17 protein-coding genes and 2 pseudogenes are annotated in these 22,370 nt (G+C 44.1%); 8 read left to right on the forward strand and 11 right to left on the reverse strand.

The genetic code is table 11. From position 1 onward, the window contains the following. Positions 1-18: 18 nt before the first annotated feature. The 4 genes from H539_RS0120830 to H539_RS29235 all read right to left on the reverse strand — a co-directional run bounded on the left by H539_RS0120830 (position 19) and on the right by H539_RS29235 (position 6,123). The gene (locus tag H539_RS0120830) at positions 19-636 is read right to left on the reverse strand and encodes a TetR/AcrR family transcriptional regulator (RefSeq protein ID WP_245602235.1); all 618 of its coding nucleotides are present in this window, start codon (positions 634-636) and stop codon (positions 19-21) included. After that, positions 608-1,867 carry an MFS transporter gene (locus H539_RS0120835; RefSeq protein WP_026695130.1) on the reverse strand — a complete coding sequence of 420 codons (1,260 nt, stop codon included), beginning with the start codon at positions 1,865-1,867 and terminating at the stop codon, positions 608-610. The genes H539_RS0120830 and H539_RS0120835 overlap by 29 nt, the downstream gene beginning before the upstream one ends. 159 nt (positions 1,868-2,026) lie before the next feature. Beyond that, positions 2,027-4,198 (reverse strand): ABC transporter permease, encoded by a 2,172-nt coding sequence (locus H539_RS30285; RefSeq protein WP_051348715.1) that lies wholly within the window; start codon positions 4,196-4,198, stop codon positions 2,027-2,029. 20 nt (positions 4,199-4,218) lie between these two features. Continuing rightward, positions 4,219-6,123 (reverse strand): ABC transporter permease subunit, encoded by a 1,905-nt coding sequence (locus H539_RS29235; RefSeq protein WP_162144762.1) that lies wholly within the window; start codon positions 6,121-6,123, stop codon positions 4,219-4,221. Positions 6,124-6,322: 199 nt separating this feature from the next. Here H539_RS29235 and H539_RS0120850 point away from each other — a divergent pair, with 199 nt between their 5' ends. The 5 genes and pseudogenes from H539_RS0120850 to H539_RS0120875 all read left to right on the forward strand — a co-directional run bounded on the left by H539_RS0120850 (position 6,323) and on the right by H539_RS0120875 (position 11,360). Further along, a complete protein-coding gene (locus H539_RS0120850) occupies positions 6,323-7,270 on the forward strand; it encodes a serine hydrolase domain-containing protein (RefSeq protein WP_026695131.1) in 948 nt (315 codons plus the stop codon). Between the two features lie 58 nt (positions 7,271-7,328). Further along, positions 7,329-7,514: a type Z 30S ribosomal protein S14 gene (locus H539_RS0120855; protein ID WP_026695132.1), complete on the forward strand. Its 186-nt coding sequence runs from the start codon at positions 7,329-7,331 to the stop codon at positions 7,512-7,514. A gap of 470 nt (positions 7,515-7,984) precedes the next feature. Beyond that, positions 7,985-10,384, forward strand: a complete 2,400-nt coding sequence (locus H539_RS0120865; protein ID WP_026695134.1) for an immune inhibitor A domain-containing protein — start codon at positions 7,985-7,987, stop codon at positions 10,382-10,384. A gap of 403 nt (positions 10,385-10,787) precedes the next feature. After that, a pseudogene (locus H539_RS33455) lies at positions 10,788-11,011 on the forward strand (DUF2533 family protein); the annotation flags it as partial. 127 nt (positions 11,012-11,138) lie between these two features. Continuing rightward, entirely contained in the window at positions 11,139-11,360 is a 222-nt protein-coding gene (locus H539_RS0120875) for a hypothetical protein (protein ID WP_026695135.1), read from the forward strand. Positions 11,361-11,412: 52 nt separating this feature from the next. Here H539_RS0120875 and cstA read toward each other — a convergent pair whose 3' ends face one another. From cstA to H539_RS0120890, 3 genes are all read right to left on the reverse strand, one after another. Next, positions 11,413-13,206 carry a carbon starvation protein CstA gene (gene cstA, locus H539_RS0120880; RefSeq protein WP_026695136.1) on the reverse strand — a complete coding sequence of 598 codons (1,794 nt, stop codon included), beginning with the start codon at positions 13,204-13,206 and terminating at the stop codon, positions 11,413-11,415. 181 nt (positions 13,207-13,387) lie between these two features. After that, the gene (locus tag H539_RS0120885) at positions 13,388-14,128 is read right to left on the reverse strand and encodes a LytR/AlgR family response regulator transcription factor (protein WP_026695137.1); all 741 of its coding nucleotides are present in this window, start codon (positions 14,126-14,128) and stop codon (positions 13,388-13,390) included. Next, positions 14,103-15,881: a sensor histidine kinase gene (locus H539_RS0120890; protein ID WP_026695138.1), complete on the reverse strand. Its 1,779-nt coding sequence runs from the start codon at positions 15,879-15,881 to the stop codon at positions 14,103-14,105. Before H539_RS0120890 ends, H539_RS0120885 begins: the two co-directional genes overlap by 26 nt. Positions 15,882-16,093: 212 nt before the next feature. Between H539_RS0120890 and H539_RS0120895 the strand changes: the two genes are divergently transcribed. From H539_RS0120895 to H539_RS0120910, 3 genes are all read left to right on the forward strand, one after another. Beyond that, positions 16,094-17,050, forward strand: a complete 957-nt coding sequence (locus H539_RS0120895; RefSeq protein WP_026695139.1) for a D-2-hydroxyacid dehydrogenase — start codon at positions 16,094-16,096, stop codon at positions 17,048-17,050. Positions 17,051-17,330: 280 nt separating this feature from the next. After that, positions 17,331-17,594 carry a CD3324 family protein gene (locus H539_RS0120905; RefSeq protein ID WP_026695140.1) on the forward strand — a complete coding sequence of 88 codons (264 nt, stop codon included), beginning with the start codon at positions 17,331-17,333 and terminating at the stop codon, positions 17,592-17,594. A gap of 176 nt (positions 17,595-17,770) precedes the next feature. Continuing rightward, positions 17,771-18,424, forward strand: coding sequence for a FusB/FusC family EF-G-binding protein (locus tag H539_RS0120910; RefSeq protein ID WP_026695141.1), 654 nt, complete (start codon positions 17,771-17,773; stop codon positions 18,422-18,424). A gap of 36 nt (positions 18,425-18,460) precedes the next feature. On the opposite strand, the gene H539_RS0120915 is transcribed toward H539_RS0120910, so the two are convergent. The 4 genes and pseudogenes from H539_RS0120915 to H539_RS29245 all read right to left on the reverse strand — a co-directional run bounded on the left by H539_RS0120915 (position 18,461) and on the right by H539_RS29245 (position 22,331). Then, positions 18,461-19,564 (reverse strand): threonine aldolase family protein, encoded by a 1,104-nt coding sequence (locus H539_RS0120915; protein ID WP_026695142.1) that lies wholly within the window; start codon positions 19,562-19,564, stop codon positions 18,461-18,463. 529 nt (positions 19,565-20,093) lie between these two features. Continuing rightward, positions 20,094-20,414, reverse strand: coding sequence for a hypothetical protein (locus H539_RS0120920; protein ID WP_026695143.1), 321 nt, complete (start codon positions 20,412-20,414; stop codon positions 20,094-20,096). Between the two features lie 74 nt (positions 20,415-20,488). After that, positions 20,489-21,409, reverse strand: a complete 921-nt coding sequence (locus tag H539_RS0120925; protein WP_026695144.1) for a hypothetical protein — start codon at positions 21,407-21,409, stop codon at positions 20,489-20,491. 115 nt (positions 21,410-21,524) lie between these two features. Further along, positions 21,525-22,331: pseudogene (locus tag H539_RS29245) on the reverse strand (aldo/keto reductase). Positions 22,332-22,370: the final 39 nt, after the last annotated feature.

Raw genomic sequence — 22,370 nt, forward strand, 5'->3', positions numbered from 1 at the left:
TATCAGGAATTCTTAATTTTATTGTTCCACCTGCAGGACTGCTTTCAAATACATCCTTAATGCTTCAACCTGCTCAGAGACATAGACTTCCTTGGGTCCCAGCCTGTTGAAGCTCATCAGGCGGTATAGCAGCAGTCCGTCCGAAACATTCATGATAAACAGTATGATCGCGTCTATAGGCTGAAGGGGCTTGAACTCCCCAGTCTCGACCCCATTTTGTATCAGCTTGGAGAAATACTCCCTCAAGAACTGGAATCTTTTCATTAAGTAGGAAGCCCGCTCCTCCACCCGGAGGCTGTTCAGAAAGTATTCAAATTGAACCACGCCAAACCCGATGCCGTCAGACAGCCGGTCCTGCTCTGTCTCTTGAAGAAGCTTTTCAACAGCTTCCCAGGCAGTGCTGCTATTCTCGATCAAGCTGAGGAACCATTTTTTTGATTCCTGATCATTACGGTCCGTTATATGCCGGAACATTTCATCCGTGCTTGAAAAATATTGATAGACCCCGCCGCGGCTGAGACCGGTGGCTTCCACGATGTCTGTCATGGTGGTCTTTTCAAAGCCCTGCTTGATAAATATTTCCCTTGCTGTTTCCAGAATTTCTTCTTTACGCTTCTCTTTGTATTCCTCGCTCACTTTCGGCAACTGTCACACTTCCTCCTGATGCTGGTTTGACCCATGCAGAAGCAAGCCCAATCAGGACGAGCATACTGCCGGATAGGATAAAGGCTGCTTTAATGCCGGCAGCTTCCACAAGGATCCCGCCTAATAGCATTCCGATAACGGCAGCACTGGATGTTACACTATTAATAGTACCAAAAACCCTGCCGCTCATGTGCACAGGTGCGCTCTTTTGTGCCAGAACATTGAAAGGAATAAAAATGGAGGCCGCTGCTATTCCCACGATAAAAAATAAAACCGGATAAACGATTTTTATAAACAATATAGGAAAGCCTGTAAATAGCACGCATACAGCAAATCCTCCGCCTACCCCAATCGCACCGAGTGATAAAAACCATCGCGCAGATTTAATTGGTTTTTTACTTAAGATGGCTGCCATGACAAACATTCCTCCGCCTGAGGCCGACATGGCGTAGCCTGCCAGGTCTATAGGGATCCCTGGTATTTCGCGGAGCAGGATCATAAACTGGGAGTCTGCGATTTGCAGTACGAGAAGAGAAAGACTCATCACCACAAGTCCTGCCAAGACCTCGGGGACTGACTTCAAAAAGGAAAATCCGGCCTTCATTTCTACCAGGAAGTTTTTCTTCTCCCCTGAATCCGCATCATTCTTAAGATTGGTGCTTTTCTTTATATTCAGGAGCAATACTGCAGATAATACGAAGGTCGCAGCATCGATATAAAAGGCGGGATGAACACCGAATGAAGATACAACTACGCCGCTGACCATTGGGCCGATGATCTTGCTTCCATTGTCGATCATCGAGCTGATGGATACAGCCTGCTGCATGTGTTCATCCGATACAATTTCTTTTAGCTTTCCATTCTTTGCGGGCATAAATAATGCGGAAAAGGAGCTTTTCATAAAAATCAGCAGATAAACGGTCCAGAGATTGGGGGCAAACACAACCAAAGCTACAACCGCCGCCCTCATGATATCAGTAAAAATCATTATTTTCTTGCGGTCGACTTTATCTGCGGCCACTCCTGCGAAGGATCCAAACAGGATGGAAGGAAGTACAAGACAAAGCATTAAATACGTCATTTCCATCGGGCTCGCCTTCCAATTGATGCTTACCAGGGCCATGAGTGCCAGGAGATCCAGCCAATCCCCTATGCTTGATACAATCTGAGAGCTAATCAGGTACACATACTGTTTATTTTTCAACAGTTTAACATTTTCCATTATACCCTCCAATAAAAATGACATCTTTGTCGTTATTATAAACGACATTAATGTCATTTTACAATGGGCTATTTAAAATATTTTCCAATACTTCCATTACACACAAAAAAAACGGCATATAAAATGCCGTCGGAAAGTGAAGCAACAGAATTCAAGATCTCACTTAATAATCTTTCCTCTTCCGGATGAATAGTAATCCAGATAGTCAGCAGATAAAGCATCAACCGGCCCATATACCTTTTCCATCGCTTTAAGAGCAAGCTCATTCGTCTCTGGAAGCTTGTTCTGAATTTCTTTATCAATATAGTCATTTTTCTTCAGCTCAGCTGCAAATTCTTTGAATTTTTCCAATCCTTTTTCTCTTAAAAGATAGCTGGTGAGCAAGAATCCTGATGCATACTGCTCCATCCAGTTCTTAGTCTGCAGTTTCCCGATTTGGCCGATTGGCAGGGGGTGGGATTTCAGCATCTGCAATCTGTCTCCTTCATCAAATCGTAAAACATCCAGATTTAGAAGCAGTCCTCCATCCCCGCTATCCGTTACTGCACTCCTCAATGCATCCGCCACCCCGTTCTGCAGATAGGAAGGTGCATTATCATTGGTCATTTCCTGCATCATTTTGGAGGAAAGCTGAGAAACCAGGATGGATAATACAGGGCTGCCTGGCCTTCCAACAGGGGTAATCATTTTGATGGATTCACCATAATTGCTCCAATCCTCCACCATATAGGCCGGAATCGTCGCACCCATCTCCTCAATGGTTTTATATAGTTTTATATGGATAGGGCCTGGTTCCCAGCCAAATTCCTGTTTGTAAAGCCGGACCACGGACGTAGCATCCAGCAGCAGGCTGTCTGCCTCTTTGTCCATTCCTTTGAGATAATGGACAGTGACAGTATTGTATCTCTTTTCTTTAAAAGGAAGGTCGTTCAAAAGCCATTTTCCGCCGGATTTACTAATGGAATACGTCACCTTTTCCGCGTACTCCTCCCCTTTTGATGTTTTGATGTTTACTTTCAGTTCGAGGGAGCCTGTATCGGCGGACTTCAGATTTATACTTCCTTTCTGCACTGAAGTCTCCCAGCCGGCTTTTTTATTCTGGCTGATTTCCTCCAGCCAGCTTTCTTGCTCTCGATAGAAGAGTGCATTCGATTTGTTTTGAAATGAGAGAAACTTCTTCATATTGTTATCTTCAATGGCTTTAAGCATGGAATTAAACTGCTTTTTAATCTTGGCATTTGATAGGGCTATCGTTTTATCCCCTGATGCCTCCGCTCTGGCACTCGTGGATAAGAGAATATTTTTAAGGGGGTCTTCATCCGTCCGGAGATAATACCCGCAATAAAATACAAAAAGCGCTGCACCTAGAATAGCTGCCCTATGTTTGACAGACGCAGTCAGGATTCTTCCAGGCTCCTTCCAAATCCTCCATTCCATGATCGCAGCCATTCCAGATCTGCTGCCCGTGCTCCTCTCTGCTTCCAAATGATCCAGCCATTCCTGCCCTGCCTGATAGAATATAAAAAAGGGAGTGTAAATCATCAGAAGTGCAGCGGAAAGGACCATTGGCTTGAAGTCGAGCATGATATAGTATGTCAATCCTCTCGTATTGTAAATATATTCAACTATGAATAAACTCGACATTCCTCCCCATACTAAAATCTTAGAATGATGAAAGATCGATGGGAAAATGTTGCGGAAATTATGGATGGTTACAATTCTGAATCTGCCCATCCCTTTTGCCATGGCATATTCTGTATAGGGTTTAATCTGTTCTTCCTCCACCAGCATCAGCAGCAGCCGGAATAGGTAGATGGCCGGAAGGATGGCAAGAGTCAGGATGGGGGCCAAATAAATGGTTTCATCACCCAAAACTGCAAAATTGACCAGCATGACACCTGTCTTTTTGAAAATGGCAACCACAGTCACTTGCAGAAAGACTGCGATTAATAAGTCCGGGACTGTCTCTAACACTCCCAATACCCGCTTAATCGGATCAATCACATAATAAGGCAGAAAGAGCGTCAGCAGGGCCAGAAGCAAGGCAGCAGCAAATCCAAGTAAAATTCCGGAGATAAATATTTTGGCTGAATATATATAAGGCTCCTTCAGGAAATCCAGGATTGGCATCGGCACATTTTTGTAGGTATACACCCAGTTTTCAGGCTTAATAAAAACTAGGACAAACCTGTAAAATTCTTTGAAATATAAAGGGATATTATAAATCTGCCCTGATGAAATGACACTCGGAACAATGCTGACAAATACAATCCCAAGAGCCCCAAGAAGGTAGTAAAACAAAATTTTAATAGATCTGATAATGAATTCCAAAGAATCCCCTCCCTTCGCGGTTACATAGCTTGTCTATTTTTCTTGGACAATAGGGAAAAAGAGTTTTTTTCCTTAAGGGATACAGGTTTTTCTAAGTCTGCACCCTGCTTTTTTCTGGACCGCTTCGGCATTAAAACACCAACCTTCCGCTGCTGTACCTCTTTAACTCCCTGAACAATGAGCTGCATGGCGAGAATGCAGAGCATAAAGGCTGCCAAGGCAGGAACCACAAGCCAATATTTTTGGTACATAAAAGCATCCCTGGCGTCAGCAATCAGCCCTGACCATTCATAGGTAAGACTTCTAGGCGGATCCGGTGTCTCGCTTAGTGAAATGATGGTGCCTCCAAAAAAAAGATAGAACAGACCCAAATGGACGAATATGAGCAGAACCTGGATAAACTGCTGGCCGAACAAAATGAACAGACGCGGAGCCAGCTGCGGAAAGATGTGCTTCCAGAGAATATGGCGGCTGTCACCTCCCAGTGTCTTAGCGCTTTCTACATACGTCTGCTGGGATATGATCTTCATCTCATTCCCGATTAATACGGTGATCAGAGGAACAACAAGAAGAGTTAAAATGACTACCTCCAGCACCACCCGCTCAAGGAATGAATAATCCCAATTCCTCCCTCCCCTGTCCATTACAATGGGATTCAGGAGAATAATAGCTATAAGACTCAGCGGCAGGAAATGAATGGAGTCCACTACTTTGATAATGAAAATTCTGGTAGTTTCCTTAAAATGAAAAGTGTAGTATATCACAAAGAAAAATCCCCCCGCCACTCTTAATAGGGCGATGAGCAAACCATAGGAGATCGTATATTTTGCCCCGACAAAAAGCTGATCTCTTATGCTCCTTCCCCCTGTATCCGAACCGAACCACATCTGGGAAGAAGGCGGATGAGGAGAAGAACTGAGCAATTTCCCATGTGAGTCCATTAAGAGAAGGACCTTTTTGATTTCATGTTCTTTAAACTCAGAATAGAAAAAGCTGAATGCCACTAAACCGAATAAGAATAAAAACCCCACCGTAAATTTCGGGTTGGAAAAGTGAACCCCGATTCCCTTAACGGCATGGATCAGCCGATTTTTCCAGTTTAGTGTAAATCCATACATTTCACTGTCGTTTTGGCTCCTGCCCAGAAGCGAGGCTGTATGGGTGATAATAAAAAATGGAGTATAAAGAAACAGCAGGCCAGCCGCCATAATGACTGGTTTAAAGGAGGCGGCCATATAGATGCTCAATCCCTTGATTTGAAGAATGGATTCCACGGCAAAAAGACCCATGATCAAAAGGGAGGCCGCCGTCCTCAGATGTCCTGCCAAACTTTCCCCGCGGACTTTAGCCTGAACAATAAATTCCCGGAAAATAGGAAAGAACCCCCTACTTTTCAGTTTTATTGCTTCTTTTTCATCCCACAGCAAACATTTACCAAATAAATAAACAGCTGGAAAGACAGCAGCAGCCAATATTCCAATGATTATACTCACCGGTGCTGAAAAGTGTATTTCCAGAGCAGAAAGAAAATACATGAGACCAAAGCCTATTAATAAACTCAGTCCTGCTTCAGAGAATATTTGATAAATCTCCTGTATCGATTTATTCACTGCTGAAGGCAGATGAGCAGTCACACGTCTGAGCAGAAGCACTGCAAGCATTCCTGTGCAAAGAGCACCGATCAGGACAGAGAGCGAGATTAAATAAGGAGCCTTCATAACCTCCATGATAGAAAATGACGTGCGTTGGTAGGTAACAATCCAATTGCCCGGATGGATAAATTTCGGGATCAAATCTAGAAGCTCTTCTACATATCCGGTTATATTGAATGGCCCTTTTTCGATGGCTACCCTTGGAATTACACTGACCGCAAGGATCACCAGCACTGTAAAGAAATATTGCAAAAACACTTTAAGGCCTTTCATCCAACGTCCTTCCTCCCTTTTCATTTTTGGATATTCCTTTGGTCAAATATCCATCCAAAGGACTTTTCCCTCACATTTTTTATTAGACGATCCAAAACTTTGAATGTTACATTTATAAGCGAATTATTTGATTTATTTTACAATTTTGTAAATTTTATATTTTACAAATGTGGATTCCCCAAGGAAAAGGAGAGGAAGAATGAATCTGGATTTTTTGAATAAAGAAATTAAAAAAGAAAAGGTGAACTGCTGTCTAATTTATCAAAACCAAGATCTCCAATATTCCTACTATAAAAACAATAAGCAGCGGGATAAGCTGCACAAGCTCAACTCCTGCACCAAAAGCATTCTCTCGATTTTGATAGCAATAGCTATAGATAAAGGATATATCCCATCCATTCATACCCCCATACGATTTTACTTCCCAAAAGTCCTCTCTTCACAGGCGGACCCCAGAAAAAAGGAGTTAACCATCCGCCATCTGCTGACAATGTCTGATGGATTGGACTTTCCGGAACTTGGGGAATGGAACAGCTTTGCACCCATGGTGTACCATCACGATATCATTAAGTTTGTTTTGGATAGACCCCTTATACACGAGCCTGGGACCCACATGAATTACAATTCCGGATGCTCCCACATCCTGTCGGGCATCCTTCAGCTCTCAGCTGGGATGAAGACAGAAGAGTTTGCAGTAAAGCATCTATTTAAGCCGCTTGGCATCTCAGAATACAGATGGTATGAGGATCGGATGAAAATTAACAAGGGTGCGGACGGACTGGTCCTTAAAGCAGAGGATATGATCAAGATTGGATGTCTAATGCTTCAAAAAGGGCTGTACAGTGGAAAGAGAGTGGTTTCTGAAGAATGGCTTCTGGAAAGTATAAAGCCCAACCTTTTAACCTATGAATTTATCGGACATCATGGGATGCACTGGTGGGTGAATAAACTGGAGCCCTTGAACGATTTTTCTCCAAAAAATTCATTCTACTTTGCCCTTGGCTTTGGAGGACAATATATCATCGTACTTCCTTCCCTCCAAATGGTCATAGTTATAACAGGTGAATTGTACCATGACAGCCTGAAGCCGATGAGAATTATTAGAGAGAAACTATTCCCTGTTCTTAAAGAAAACCTGCCATCATAATCTTGGCAATTTTTTCTCATTAAAACATTATCATACTATAAAGAAGGAGGTTAACTATATGGCGAAAAAGTCCATGATTATCAAGCAAAAGCGTACACTTAAATTTATGGTCCAAGAATATACACGATGTGAAAAATGCGGACGTCCGCACTCTGTCTATAAAAAGTTTAAGCTTTGCCGTATTTGCTTCAGAGAGCTAGCCTACAAAGGGCAGATTCCTGGAGTGAGAAAGGCAAGCTGGTAATAAGCCTCCTGATTGGAGGCTTATTTTTTTGGTTATCAAGCATTAGATAACCATACGCCCGGCTCAGCCAGCTCCGGAATCCATCTCGGCGCAAAGAATAAAAAAGGCAAGCTTAGCTTAAACGAATGTACTATAATCCTGGTGGTATTTTTATTATTCTGCAAAAAAGTTCTTTTTCATGTGCTTCGATGAAAACTACTTACCGCATTTTAGAAAAAACACACCTTTATTCTTCAAATTCCAGCAACATTTATCCAATTTTTGGTTTAACTATTAAAATACAACTAGTTAAACCAGGCAGAATTAATGCCATTTAACTGTTAAATTCCCCATTATCCGCAGTTTCTCTATCATTTTTCCGGTAGCACCTTATAGTTAAATTGTCTGAATATAAGGAAATTTACCTATATGTTTATCTCAATTTTTAGAATATTATGGGATTATACTAAAACATATAGGGGGGTTCTTTATTGAACAAGTTCTTTAAGACAGGCATTACTTCAGTAGTAGTAGCAGGTACTCTCTTCACTGGCCTTCCCGGCTATATGGCAGGTCCTGTTCAAGCGCAGACTACAATTGAGGCTAATGTCTCTAATTCACATGGTTCACTCGACAAGGCCATTGTCAATGACGATAAATTGCTCGAGGCCTTAATCAAGCGCGGAGAAATTTCTGCAAAGGCTTCTGCAGCAGACAAACAAAAAGCGCTGCAGAACTATCTTGATTTAAAAGGGAAGCAGGATTCTGTTAAGCAGAAGGATCCTCTTGCTCCAAAGGTGAAGGCAGCTGAATCTACTAAACAGAAAAAATTCAAAAACTTTAATAATGGTCTATTAAATGGCAGCGGTAACAAGAACGGCCATTTAAAGGGCAATCCTGATCCAGTTAAAGAAGGTACTTCCCCTGGAATCCAGAAACAAGGAAAGCTATTAACTTTGATGGTTGAGTTCTCTGATGTTGAGCACAACAATATCAAGCCTGAGGATACTGACAACTATTACAAGGATTATAATACTGAACACTATGAAAATATGATTTTCGGCAAAAAGGGAGAATATAAAGGCCCTAGCGGCGAGGATCAGATTTCACAGAAGCAATTCTATGAAGAGCAGTCAGGCGGCACCTATACTGTGGATGGACAAGCCTACGGCTGGCTTAAGGTTCCTGGCACTGCGGCATATTATGGAGCAGACAAGTCTACTGGAGGTCATGACAATGTGACTCCAGGAGGTTCAAAGCAATTAGTAATAGATGCTTATGCTGCAGCTAAGGCGGCTGGTATTCCATTGAAAGACTATGACTTAGAGGATCCGCATGATTTAGACGGAGACGGAAACTTCTGGGAGCCGGACGGCCTTGTTGACCACCTGCAGATCATCCATTCCGGAATGGGCCAGGAAGCTGGCGGCGGAGCTCAGGGCGATAACGCAATCTGGTCCCACCGTTCTGCTAAATTCGTAGATCCTGATGGCTTAGGAAAAGGACTGCCAGGTTTCTATGATTACACCATGATGCCTGAAGATGGTGCAACCGGTGTATTCGCACACGAATACGGCCACGATCTAGGCCTTCCTGATGAATATGACACCATCTACTCTGGTACTGGTGAGGCAATCGGCTATTGGTCCATCATGGCAAGCGGCTCCTGGGCTGGTAAAATCCCTGGTGCAGAACCTACTGGCTTCTCTCCGTGGGCTAAGCAGTACTTCCAGTCTACCTTGGGCGGTAAATGGACTGCGCCAACTGTTGTAAACTGGGATCAAGTATCAACAACAGGTACACAGCTCCTGCTTGACCAGGCTAACTCACCGCTTGGACAGAATAATCAGGCAATCCGTGTAAACCTGCCGAAAAAGAAAACACCTGTAAACACTCCAGCAGCCGGTTCCTACGAATATTGGGGCGGCCAGGCTGATGAAATGGACAACAGCATGGTTACCTCTGTTGACCTTACAGGAAAGTCTTCAGCAACTTTAACCTTTGATGCTTGGTATGACATGGAAGAGCAATGGGATTTTGCTTTTGTTCAAGTTTCTACTGACAACGGGGCAACTTGGAAGTCGCTAGGAAATGGTAACACACGCAGTGATGTGGTTCCTGAAGGCTATCCAACAATCCTAAATTCAATGCCTGGATTCACTGGAAACTCCGACGGCTGGAAGCCACAGTCCTTTGACCTTTCAGCTTACAAAGGACAAAAAATTCAGCTGCGTCTGCGTTCAGCAACTGACTGGGGCACTTCAAATGTCGGATTCTTTGCTGACAACATTAAAGTAACAGCCGATGGTGCTACACTGGTAGACGATGGTGCAGAAAATGCTGCTTCCCCATTCACTTTAAAAGGCTTCCAGAAGTTTGATGGGAACAAACTGACTGACCACTACTACCTGCTTGAATGGAGAAACCACAAGGGCGTTGACGAAGGCCTTGGACACATTGCCCGCGGTGCATCCTTGATGAGCTATGACGGCGGATTAGTTGTATGGTATGCAGATGACAGCTTTACTGAGAACTGGACTGGGGTGCACCCTGGCGATGGCTATTTGGGGGTTGTGGATGCACATCCAAACACAAACCTTTTATGGGATATGGCGGATAGGTCTCCTGCAAAACAAGCCAGCACCCGCTACCATATCGCCGACGCTGCATTCGGTTTAAATCCGACTTCTGGTTTAAATATTAATTATCCAGGAGTACAGACTCTAACACTATCCAGCCAGCCTGCTGTATCTCTATTCAACGACAGCAGCTCATTTGCTAACACATTTATGCCGGATGCCGGCCGTAACCTTACTAACTATGGCCTAAAGGTCCGAGTGAATGGGCAAGCAGTTGATAAATCTGTTGGTTCTGTTGTGATCTATAAATAACATTACAGTTTGATAGCTTTAAGTTTGAAAACCTCTTGTCCAGCATTGTGGACGAGAGGTTTTTTATTCAATCACTCATGAAAAGGATTTATAAACATCACCGATAAAATTAAGGATTGAAAGTCCTTGCTTCTCTCATCTAAGATTGTTCAAAGCTTTCAGCAAAGCTTAATAAGGCCGTTTGGATTTATATCCTTCTCCTTATGTCTATGCTCTGGTTTATGGTTGTGAAGCCGTCTCTGTTGGTAAGTCATTACACTATTAACGGAGCTATAATTGAATAGTTCAGGAGTGTTCAGGATAAGTGTTCAGGATAAGTGTTCAGGATAAGTGTTCAGGATAAGTGTTCAGGATAAGTGTTCAGGATAAGTGTTCATAAGGATTTTAAAAAAATGCTGAGAAGCAAAACAAGATTTATAATCAATTTCTGCCTCTGGATGAGAAAAGAGAGCAATATATTGAGCAAGCCTTGCGTTATGCCAGCAGGGCTCTTCATTCAGCACCGGTCCCATCAATGAAGTCACAGATAAAATTAACCGGATGGAAATGAGTATTATACCAAAACGCAAACATGTAACAGCTGAGGCGATCCGGGAATATGTAAGTAAACTGCAGAAGGAAAAATAGAAGCTATTAAGTGGATAAGGGCTGAATGCTCTAGGGGGTTTCCTCCCTTCAACTGCTTAAGCCATCTTTATTTTAATTGTTATATTATCTGATCCCAGAGGAAAGCTAGTTATATGGAGGCGATAAAATGGCAGATAAAGAACAAGGTGGAAGCACTGGACAGAAGAGATCAAGCGGCAGCCATGCTGTTGACGTGAGCAGTTTATCCACAAACAGTATTCAGAATCCTGATATCCGCTCACATGGCAGAGGGCCGGTAAAAATAAATGATCAAGAAGCTACATCCCTTAATAATGCAATATTTGATCATTCTAACAGTGAATTTTATGATGGTGACGAGTTCCGGTAGAAGTCCATAGAACAGGAAAAGACCAGGCCATAAATTGCCTGGTCTTTTTGCTTTATGCTGTTTTTCTGCTTAATTTCACTTCAGGCCTGTTCCAATTTTCAAGCCAGTTTTTCACGGCTGTGACCATAATGACTACTCCCAATACAAGCATGATGATTGATAAAATGCCATTTAGCACATTGTAGCCTGCAGCCGCCGAATTAAGGTATACATTTTTAACCATCCAGTAGCCCGCATAATTGACGGTTACGTATAGATATGCAAGCGGGATCAAACATGTCAGCATATACCTGCGCTTGTCGGCAACCTTCAGGATGACGGTAGCACCAATGATCAGTCCGATTGATGCCATCAGCTGATTCGATACTCCGAACAATGCCCAGACAGAGCCGATGTCCCCGGAGAATAACAGGTAGCCCCATAATAGACAGGCAAGCGCACTTGCAAAGATATTACCCGGAATCCAATCTACACGTTTTAATGGCTTATAAAAGGCACCGCCGAAATCCTGAATTAAGTAGCGGGCAACACGGGTCCCTGAATCAATCGCCGTCAAGATAAATAGTGCTTCAAACATGATTACGAACTGGAAGAAGAACGAGGCAAGCTTTGAGAACCATGGAATGTCTGTGAATATATATGTCATCCCTACAGCGAGTGTAACAGCTCCCCCAGTTCGTCCTTCCAGGTTCAGGCCGATTTCCTTGCTTAGCTGTGGCAGGTTCACCGTATCCATACCAAGTGTTTTGAACACTTCAGGAGCAGAGTTAATAGCAAAATAATCTCCTGGATGAAGCGCAGTTGCAGCCACAAGAGCCATAATACCGACAACACACTCAACAAGCATCGCACCGAAGCCTACAGATTTAATATCGGTCCATCGGTCAAGCATTTTGGGCGTTGTACCGGAGCCGACAAAGGCGTGAAAGCCGGAAATGGCCCCACATGCTATCGTTATAGAAATGAACGGCCAGACTGGACCATTTAACACCGGTCCGCCGCCATGGATAAACTTAGTAAAAGCAGGCATCTGCAAAGTCGGGTTAACCACAAACACACCAGCGATTAAAGCAACGAAAACACCGATCTTCATAAAGCTGCTCAAATAATCTCTAGGCGCAAGCAAAAGCCAGACTGGCAGGGCAGCTGCAAAAAATGCGTAAACAGGAAGTATGATCGATAATGTCTTAACATCAAGGGTCAGCCACTCACCCAGCTGTGAATCCTGGATATAGGGCCCGCAGAACACGGCAGCCATAATCAAGATAAAGCCTGCAATGGACGCTCCCTTTAAATTTCCTGTTTTACGGTGATACAATCCAACAGCCATTGCAATAGGGATGGTAATTCCTACAGAGAATGTTCCCCAAGGGTTATTTTCCAATGCATGAAGCACCACCATGGACAAGCCTGCCATTGTAATCGTAATGATAAAAAGCATAGCAAGTCCTGTACAAAAGCCGGCTACAGGGCCTAATTCCTTCTTAGCAACCTCTGCAAGGGATTCACCCCTCTGTCTCATGGAAGCAAATAATACGACTGCATCATGGACAGCTCCCCCTATAACTGCACCTATTAACAGCCATAGCAGGCCGGGAAGATATCCGAATTGTGCCGCAAGAATGGGTCCTACAAGCGGTCCCGCCGCCGCTATGGCAGCAAAATGGTGGCCGAATGTAACCCAGCGGTTCGTCGGCACATAGTCTTTTCCGTCCTCAAATTCATGGGCAGGAGTCTTTTTTGAATCGTCCAATTTTAATACCTTGACGGCCATAAATGTACCGTACAAACGATAAGCTATCATTAGGATACAAATAGAGCCTATTACCATTGTAATCGCATTCATTTTTCTGCCTCCTCATGTTTGTATAAAACAAATATACCTTATGAAAACGAAATGTCAGCGTTTTCAATGCAAACAACAAAGAATATGGCCTGAGTTGCAGCCAAAGGAGGCTGAAATGCAAGAATGAAAGCGGATAAATAAAACCCAATGCGGCGAAGACAGCATTGGGCCTAATCATAATTTAAAAGCCAATCAGGGTCCTGAGATCTTTAACATAAGTCCTGCTTACGGGCACCTTTGAATGGTCTTTCATAATTAAGTTGTAAGTAGAATTAAACCATGGCTCTATTTCAGCTATATGGTCCAGATTTACTAAGTAGCTCCTATGTACCCGCACAAGCCGATTGGGGCTCAGCTTCTTTTCAACCGCAGTCAGGGTATCTGCGGCTTTATATTCTGAATCTAAGGTTTTGATCAAGGTTTTTCCCTCATCTGTAGCAATATAGACAATGGAACTGATATCAACGAGCACAATCCGTTCATCGGAGGCGACTGCAAACTTTCCTGTCCCCTGCTCTTTATGTGTTTGAGAAGCAGGAGCAATCCTGGCAGCTCCAATAGTTTTCAGGCTTTGGATTTTATTAAGAGTCTGCCTGATTCTATCTTCATCAAAGGGCTTTAGAAGATAATCAAAAGCATTCAGCTCAAACGCCTGTAAGGCATATTCATCATACGCGGTCGCAAAAACCACAGCCGGTTCCCAGTCCATCTGCTGGATCCGCTCTGCCAGCTCAAGTCCGCTGTCCCCGGATAGGTCGATGTCCAAGAATACCAGGTCTGGTTTTAGTACGTTAATTTGGGTCAAAGAATCGGCAATGCTTCCTGCTTCACCTATGATCTCTATTTCCTTCGTTCTCATGAGAAGATACTTTAATTCATCCCTTGCAAGCGGCTCATCATCCACTAAAAACGCCTTCATCATAAAGCTCCCATCCTCCCTTCTTTGCCGATGGAATCCTAATAGCTATCGCAGTGCCGGCGTCTTCGCTGCTTGATATATTAAACGAGGATTCATTGTTATAGATTCCCTCCAGGCGTTCCCGGATATTAACAAGTGCCGTTCCAGTCCCGCGCTTTGACTTCACAGGTTCTTTGCCGATCACGTCCAGAACTTCGGGAGCAATTCCCCTGCCATTATCAGTTACCTCAATATACAGGTCATCCCCTCTATACTGCACAGTTACCGCCACTCTTCCCTTTTGCTTTCCTGAAAAAGCATGCCGGATGCAGTTTTCAACGAGAGGCTGCAGGACAAAGGGCGGCAGCCGAAATTTCTCCAGACCTGGTCCTATGTCAAACCCGACTTCATATTTATCAGGGAAGCGCGCCTGCTCCAGGGATAAATAGGCCCTGACATGCTCCAGCTCCTTTTCCAGGGGTATTAACATAGATCTGGCTCCCTGAAGATTACTTCTAAAGAAGTGGCTTAATTCAAGCAGGAGCTTACGGGCCTTTTCGGGGTTTGTCCGGCAGAGAACCGAGATTGTATTGATGGCATTAAATAAGAAATGAGGATGGACCTGAGCCTGAAGAGCTTTTATTTCAGCATTTTTAAGCAGCTTGCTTTGCTGCTCTGCCTCCGCCAGTTCCAACTGTGTGGAAAACAGATTGGCAAGCCCCTCCGCCAGCTCCTTCTCAACCTCTGTAAGCTTGTCCGGGTTTGTAAAATAAAGCTTTAGCGTACCAACCGTTTTTCCATGAACCTTCAATGGAAGGACAACAGCCCCGCGAAGCGGACAGGATTCATGCCTGCACAGAATCTCTTCACGGCTCTTGGCAGTGATGACCCTTCCCTCTTTCAATACTTTTTTGGTCAAACCCGTTGAGAACCCTTTCGTCGGCACATGATGGTCAGAGGCCGCCCCGGCATGTGCCAGTACACCCACGGAGTCTGTAATCGCAATGGCATCTGCATCCGTAAGCTGCAGCATGAGCTCAGCTACCTTTAAGCAGGACTCAGAATTCAGGCCTCTTCTAAAAAACGGCAGAGTCTGGTCTGCAATATAAAAGGCTTTGCTGGTCTGAAGGGCTCTGGCCCTCTCCTGCTCCTTTAAAATGTACTGGATAATGAGCATGAATAACAGCATACCCAGTCCGTTAATTACAATCATAGGGATTCCTATAATTTTCACTAACCCCCATGCCAGGTGAAGCGGTTTTGTGACCAAAAGAATGATCAACATTTGCATGATCTCCATTACCACTCCCACACTTACTGCAAATAAGGGAGTCAGCGGGGCCCGCCGCTTCCAGAGAAGCCCTAAATATCCAGCTGCAAAGCCTGCCAGAATTGCTGAGGCAGCACAGGCAAACGCCGTAAACCCGCCAAGAAGGAATCTGTGGACGCCAGCAATAACTCCTATGCCCAGCCCTACAACCGGTCCGCCTAGAAGTGACCCAATCACAATACTGATAATCCGGGTATTGGCAATGGCACTATCTGGTTCAATCCCTATTAGCCAGGAGGTGTCCGCAGCTGAATTGAGATGAATTTCAATACCAGTGTAATTGCTTATCACACCAAACAGACCAAAGACAGCAATTAAAAGGGTTTTCTCGCGCAGCCCCTGGTCGTGATGGATGATTTTGCGGAAGGATTTCATTTGAGAGAGGAGAAAAACGGCAATTAGAATAACCCCGACTCGTTCAATCATTAAGGGTAATAAGTGAATCATTTGTCCTTCACCTCAGGAAAAGTTGTTCCTTTTATTATACTAGCCATGGACCAATTGTCGAAATTCTTTGTATTGTGCAATTTTTTTACAACAAAAAATCAGACGGCGGGACTTTTAATCATATTTTCAAAAAAACTAAGCTTTCATTTTTACCTAGGGAAATTCCTTTGCTACAATTATTTTCAAATGGGCTGTTGATAGGAGATGGAGAAATGTCAGTAAGAAAGCTAATAATTGCACAAAATCTGGAACATACATATGTAGAACGGATTCGGGCTGTCATTCCTGAATGGGAAGTTATTGTTGGCAGAGATCGGGAGGTCTGGCTTGATCACATTTCAGAGGCGGAGGTTATTGCGGGCTGGAAGAAAGTGATGGCTGATCATATCGGCAGCGGAAGACTGAAATGGGTTCAAACCTGGAGTGCCGGGATTGATACCCTTCCCCTTAATATCCTTAAAAACCATAATGTAGCTCTTACAAATGCAACAGGTGTCCACGCCTTCCCTATATCGGAAACTATTTTTGCCTTAATGCTCGGCCTGACGAGGAAGCTTCACTCTTATGTAAGAAACCAGCAGGCAAAAACCTGGTACCATTCAGACTTAAAGCTTGAGATTCATAATAAAACAATCGGTATTTTAGGAATCGGGGCAATTGGACAGGAGACAGCGAAAATTGCCAAAGCGTTTGGGATGGAAGTGCTTGGCCTCCGCCATTCTGGTAAGCAGGATAAATATGTGGACAGAATGTATAAAACAGAAGAACTGAACGATATGCTTCCCCTTTGCGACTATGTGGTCGTCACTCTGCCTTTAACAAAGGAAACACATCATCTCATTGGAAAAGAGCAGTTTAAAAGAATGAAAGATACGGCTTTCTTCATCAATATTGGCCGCGGAATCCTGGTGGTTGAGGACGATTTAATGTCAGCTCTTCAATCAGGGGAAATCGCCGGAGCAGGGCTGGATGTGTTTGAAACTGAACCGCTTCCGGAGTCCAGCGCTTTATGGGAGCTTGAAAATGTGATTGTCACTCCCCATACAGCCGGCTCCACCCAGCATTATGATGAGCGGGTAGTAAACGACATATTCATACCAAATCTAAAGATCTATCTCAATGGGGATCATCCTGCAATCAATCTGGTTGATTATAAAAAAGGATATTGATGAAGACAGACATCCGTTTTATCTTACCGCAGGTCTTGTGGTAAAATTAGGAGAATACCATCCTGCAGCCAAAAGCTTTTAGTGCTGCATGGTTCTACTCTTTAGGGAGGTGATGGATTTGGCAAATTGTGTTTGTTTGCCAGAAAGCGCAGTGTCTCATGCAAAGCCATATTGGGAGAAAGGCGATACTTTGCATGAGGTAGACTTACTAATCGCCTGCTCTCATATTCGGCTTTGCTGCCTTATTTTCTTTCAGAATAAAAATAAGGAGCTGGCAAACGTGAAATATGTAAGAGCGACTTCAGTATTACCCCCATCTTTGATTGCTGAAATTCAAAAATACATCCAGGGAGAGACCATATACATCCCAAAGCCGGAGGGAACCCATCAAAAGTGGGGGACTAATTCCGGCGGGCGCAAGATGATTGACGAGCGCAATGCGGCGATCCGGCAAGCTTTTAAAGAAGGAAGCGGCATTGGCTCAATAGCCCGGGATTATTACCTCTCCGCTGAAACCATACGAAAGATCGTTTATTCCAAGTGAGGGCAATCAGGCTGTAGCAGATTATGAGACAGCCTCTTTCCCATGAATGCTAAAAAGCCGGCAAGTATGCCGAAAATAATTCCTAACCATCCTGCACCTTGATGTTCCCCGCTGTATTCGATACTCTAAATAAGGAAGCAGTTTTCCAGTACTAACGAACGACGGAGGGGCTTGCCATGGCTGAAAAATTCATCAAAAATCATGAATTCAATTTTATAAAGAAGCAAGTTGGTGTAATAAAGAATTCCCTAAAAACGGGTGCCGATAAGAATGTGAAAAACGCTGTCAAAGACAGCGCCGATGCTAAGATAACTGAGCTTTTTGCTGATGCAGATGCCGAACGTAGGGCATTGCTTGATCTTTCCCACTGTTCCAAGGATGAAGATTATGATCAATATATAAATACATTGGGGGAGTATGTCCAGCCTTTCCCCCAGGTTTCTGAACAGCAGATCAAAAAAATGTTCCCTAAAAATAAAAAGTTAAAAATGCCGCGTCTCGAGGAATTGGATTTGAGCCGGACTACCTATTTATCCTGGAATGATATCGGAAGCAATAAAAAGTTCCTCCTATTTGAGCTTGATGGCAGGCTTGCAGGCGTTGAATGCAAGTACACACTGTTAAGCCGCGACAATGTCTGTTCATTCTGCTGCCGGCACGGGCAGGTTGCCTTTATTTCCGCTGTGACGAAAGCAAAGAAATCGAACAATCCGGATTATTACAAGGCAATTGGTAACTATATCTGCTCGGACAGTTCCGAATGCAATAAAAAGATTACAAACACAGACTATTTGACCTCTTATATCGAGGATGTACTGCGTGAAAAATAAAGACAGAGGCTCTAATGCTGCGCCTCTGTCTTCGTTTTATACAGCTGTTCCATTCAGGGCGCGGATGCCTTGGTCCAAGATTTCAAATGCTTTCCTTAATTCATCCTTGGGTACGTCTCCATAGGCATCGCCTATACTGATCTCATAGGAGCATCGATTGCCGTTTACTTCCTTTAAGTATCCTGTCAAGCCGATTCCTGTTTTTTCATAGACATCTAGAAAAATAGGCTCAAGCTTCTCCTTAGGCGCGGTAATATGTACATGAAACATATTGGAAACCGGTACTTGCGGCAGTGTTAATACAGAGTGGCAGGCATTATACATAGCTGCCAGTTCGATTGCCTCTCTATAATATTGCTCCATTTTTCCCACGCGGAGATCAAAATAATAATCTGCAGGTACAATGTATGGATACAAACTGATTAAATCGCCGCCATGCCGCCTTTTCCATACCCTCGACTTTTCAGTGAATTCCTTGCTTCCTGCGAGGATGGCGCCGGCAATTCCTCCGATTCCCTTATAAAAGGAAACATAGACAGAGTCAAACAGGCTGCAGATTTCCTCCGCTGTTTTTTGATAATATGGAAGAATCTCAAACAGTCTTGCGCCATCCAAATGAAGAGCTATTCCTTGATCACGGCAGTATTCAGAGATTGCTTCAAGAGTTTCATAGTCCGGGAGCTGACCGCCAATTTCACGCTGGGGGAGTTCCAGCAGGAGGCAGGATACTCCTTCGCTCATCCCTGCAACGTCCTCGTATGTAATGAGCCTGTGCTCGTCCCCAAGAAGAATCGTTTCGATACCGTGAAGCTCCTTGAGGCCATCCTCTTCATGTATTTCCAGATGACACAAAGGATGATAGGCGACCCGCTTAGCACCCTTTTCATCACACCATAATCGTAATGCAATCTGCTGGGCCATTGTCCCGCTCGGAAAGAACACCGCCGATTCCTTTCCCAGATAGCCCGCCATCTTATCCTGGAAAGCACTTATAAAATGTCCATTCCCGTACATATCACTTTCTTCATGAGGATCGATATCCTTAAAGGCTTCCAATAAAACCCCCACTTCTCTTTTCCCGTGTCCAGCCGTTTGGTACTTTGTCTCTTTAAAGGCTTCGAGCATAGATTTCTTTTCCATAGCACAAGGCTCCTTGTTAAGTAGTTTTGTGGATTCCTATATCATATTCTAGCACAGCATTTTCGAAAAATTGCTGAAATTCAGGAGACAGAAAAAGCCTAGAAAAAAGAAAACTGCTATTTTGCACACCGAAAAAGGGTCCAGAGGGAATAGTTTAGACCAAAATTCCAGCTGCTTCTCCTAATGGTTCTAAGAAGCAATCTCATGACCAAAACTTCTGCCGCTTCCCCTCTTTATGGTTCTGAGACGCACTCTCATGACCAAAACTTCTGCCGCTTCCCCTCTTTATGGTTCTGAGACGCACTCTCATGACCAAAACTTCTGCCGCTTCCCCTCTTTATGGTTCTGAGACGCACTCTCATGACCAAAACTTCTGCCGCTTCCCCTCTTTATAGTTCTGAGACACACTCTCATGACCAAAACTTCTGCCGCTTCCCCTCTTTATGGTTCTGAGACGCACTCTCATGACCAGAACTTCTGCCGCTTTCCCTCATTATGGTTCTGAGACGCACTCTCATGACTGCCCATTTCACTCTTCCTTAGAAGAAAGAATATTCATGATCACCGTCAAAGTCAAATCACTGCAGTGAATTTCGTAGGCCGCTGCCCTCCAGGAAGTGTCCCGGGACTTTTGCACATTCTCTATACGCAGCACATCCATGATGGCCAGCTGAAAATTTGTTCCGCCTCCCTGGCTGCTGATCATAAGATGTGAAGCATTCTGCTGAAAGCGGTAGGAACGTATCGTTTCCACATTAAACAGAGACGCATGCCTGACTGCGATCTGGATATCACCGTGTTCGAAGTTCTGCAGAATTCTAAGAAACTCGTGCATCGTTTCCTCAGACATATATTCCCCTCCCGTATACTTCCATCCTAACAGCAAAAGAGCAGGATGCGCTTTGCATTCTGCTCTTAGGGACTTTAGTTTTTACTGTCTCCTGGCTTAATTCCAAGCTTGTCCAATTGTTTTTTTGCATCGTCCATGATCGCCTGTGCTTTTTTCTTTGTTGCAGGATCTAGGTTTTCAAACAAATCGTGTTTGAATCCTTTTTCCGGAAGCGTCACACCGAGTTTTTTCAACTGATCTTTCGCTTGTGTTTCTGTCAGGGTGCCAGCTCTCAGCTTATCCATGACCGCCTGCGCTTTTTCTTTGGCGGCTGCATCAAGGTTTGCAAACATGCCGTGGCGTTCACCCTTTTCCGGAAGTGTTACACCAAGCTTTTTCAGCTGGTCCTGTGCCTGGGTCTGCGTCAGGGTGCCGGCCTTCAGCTTTTCCATAATCGCCCGCGCTTTTTCTTTGGTCGCTGCATCAAGATTTGCGAACATGCCGTGGCGTTCACCCTTTTCCGGAATTGTTACACCAAGCTTTTTCAACTGGTCCTGTGCCTGGGTCTGTGTCAGAGTTCCGGCTCTTAGCTTATCCATGATCGCCTGCGCTTTTTCTTTGGTGGCTGCATCAAGATTTGCGAACATGCCGTGGCGTTCACCCTTTTCCGGAAGGGTTACGCCCAGCTTTTTCAGCTGGTCCTGTGCCTGGGTCCTTGTCAGGGTGCCGGCCTTCAGCTTTTCCATAATCGCCCGCGCTTTTTCTTTGGTCGCTGCATCAAGGTTTGCGAACATGCCGTGGCGTGCACCTTTTTCCGGAAGTGATACGCCCAGCTTGGCAAGTTTTTCTTTAGCTTGCTCCATGATATCCTGCGCCTTTTGGCGTGTATCACCATTCTGCGAAGCTGAAGCTCCCTGGCTGGATGTGTCCGCCGCATATGCAGAAAAACCTGCTCCTAACAATCCAACAGATAAGGCTCCAGTCAAAACAAATGGCGCCAGCTTATTTTTTTTCATTATCTATTCCTCCTGATTGGTTAATTTTTTTGGTACAAGTTTACTTTAACCAGCAAGAGTGAAAAAACAGTGAAAAAAACCTCGCTTGGCGCACATTTCTTAAAAACTTTTTCTATTATTCTCTGTTGAAGTCATCAGGATCGGCAAAAGCGCGTTCTCCTGTATCCAGGCTGTCAATGGCTGCCATATCTTCCGGTAATAATACGGTGTTCCTTTTTTGATTTTGGAATGCTTACCACTTCATTTTGAAGATCCCACCGAATGATGACTTGGGCGGTAGACTTTCCATACTTCTCCGCAATCTGAATCAGTGCCGGATTATCGAGAAGCTCCCCTTGCTTCAATGGAGACCATGCTTCAAGCTGGATGCCGTGCTCCCTGCAATAAGCTCTTAGCTCTTTTTGGGCAAAATGGGGATGAAATTCAACTTGATTGACCATCGGTTTGATTTCAGCATCCTTGATTAAGTCATCCAAATGATGCTCTTTAAAATTACTTACACCGATTGCACGGACTTTTCCGTCTTTGTATAACTTCTCTAGAGCCTTCCATGTTTCTTTGTATTTGCCTTTGGAAGGGACCGGCCAATGAATCAAGTATAAATCAAGATAATCGATCTCCAGCTTTTGCAGGCTTGACTCAAACGCAGCCAAAGTTTCTTCATACCCCTGGTCGCTGTTCCAGACCTTGGACGTGATAAAAAGCTCCTCACGCGGAACGCCGGATTCCTTGATTCCCTGGCCCACACCCTCTTCATTCTTATACACTGCGGCAGTATCGATGCTTCTATAGCCATTTTTTATGGCAGCTTTAACCGAATCGATTGCTTCCTGGCCGTCTTCTACTTTAAAAACACCAAGCCCAAGCCAGGCATCTTCACACCATTATGCAAAACTGTAGTATCCTGTAAACTTTTTACCATCAGTATCCTCCTTAATGTAAATGTATGATTGATAAAATT

This window comes from Peribacillus kribbensis DSM 17871 (genome assembly GCF_000430765.1).
GTDB lineage: Bacteria > Bacillota > Bacilli > Bacillales > DSM-1321 > Paraperibacillus > Paraperibacillus kribbensis.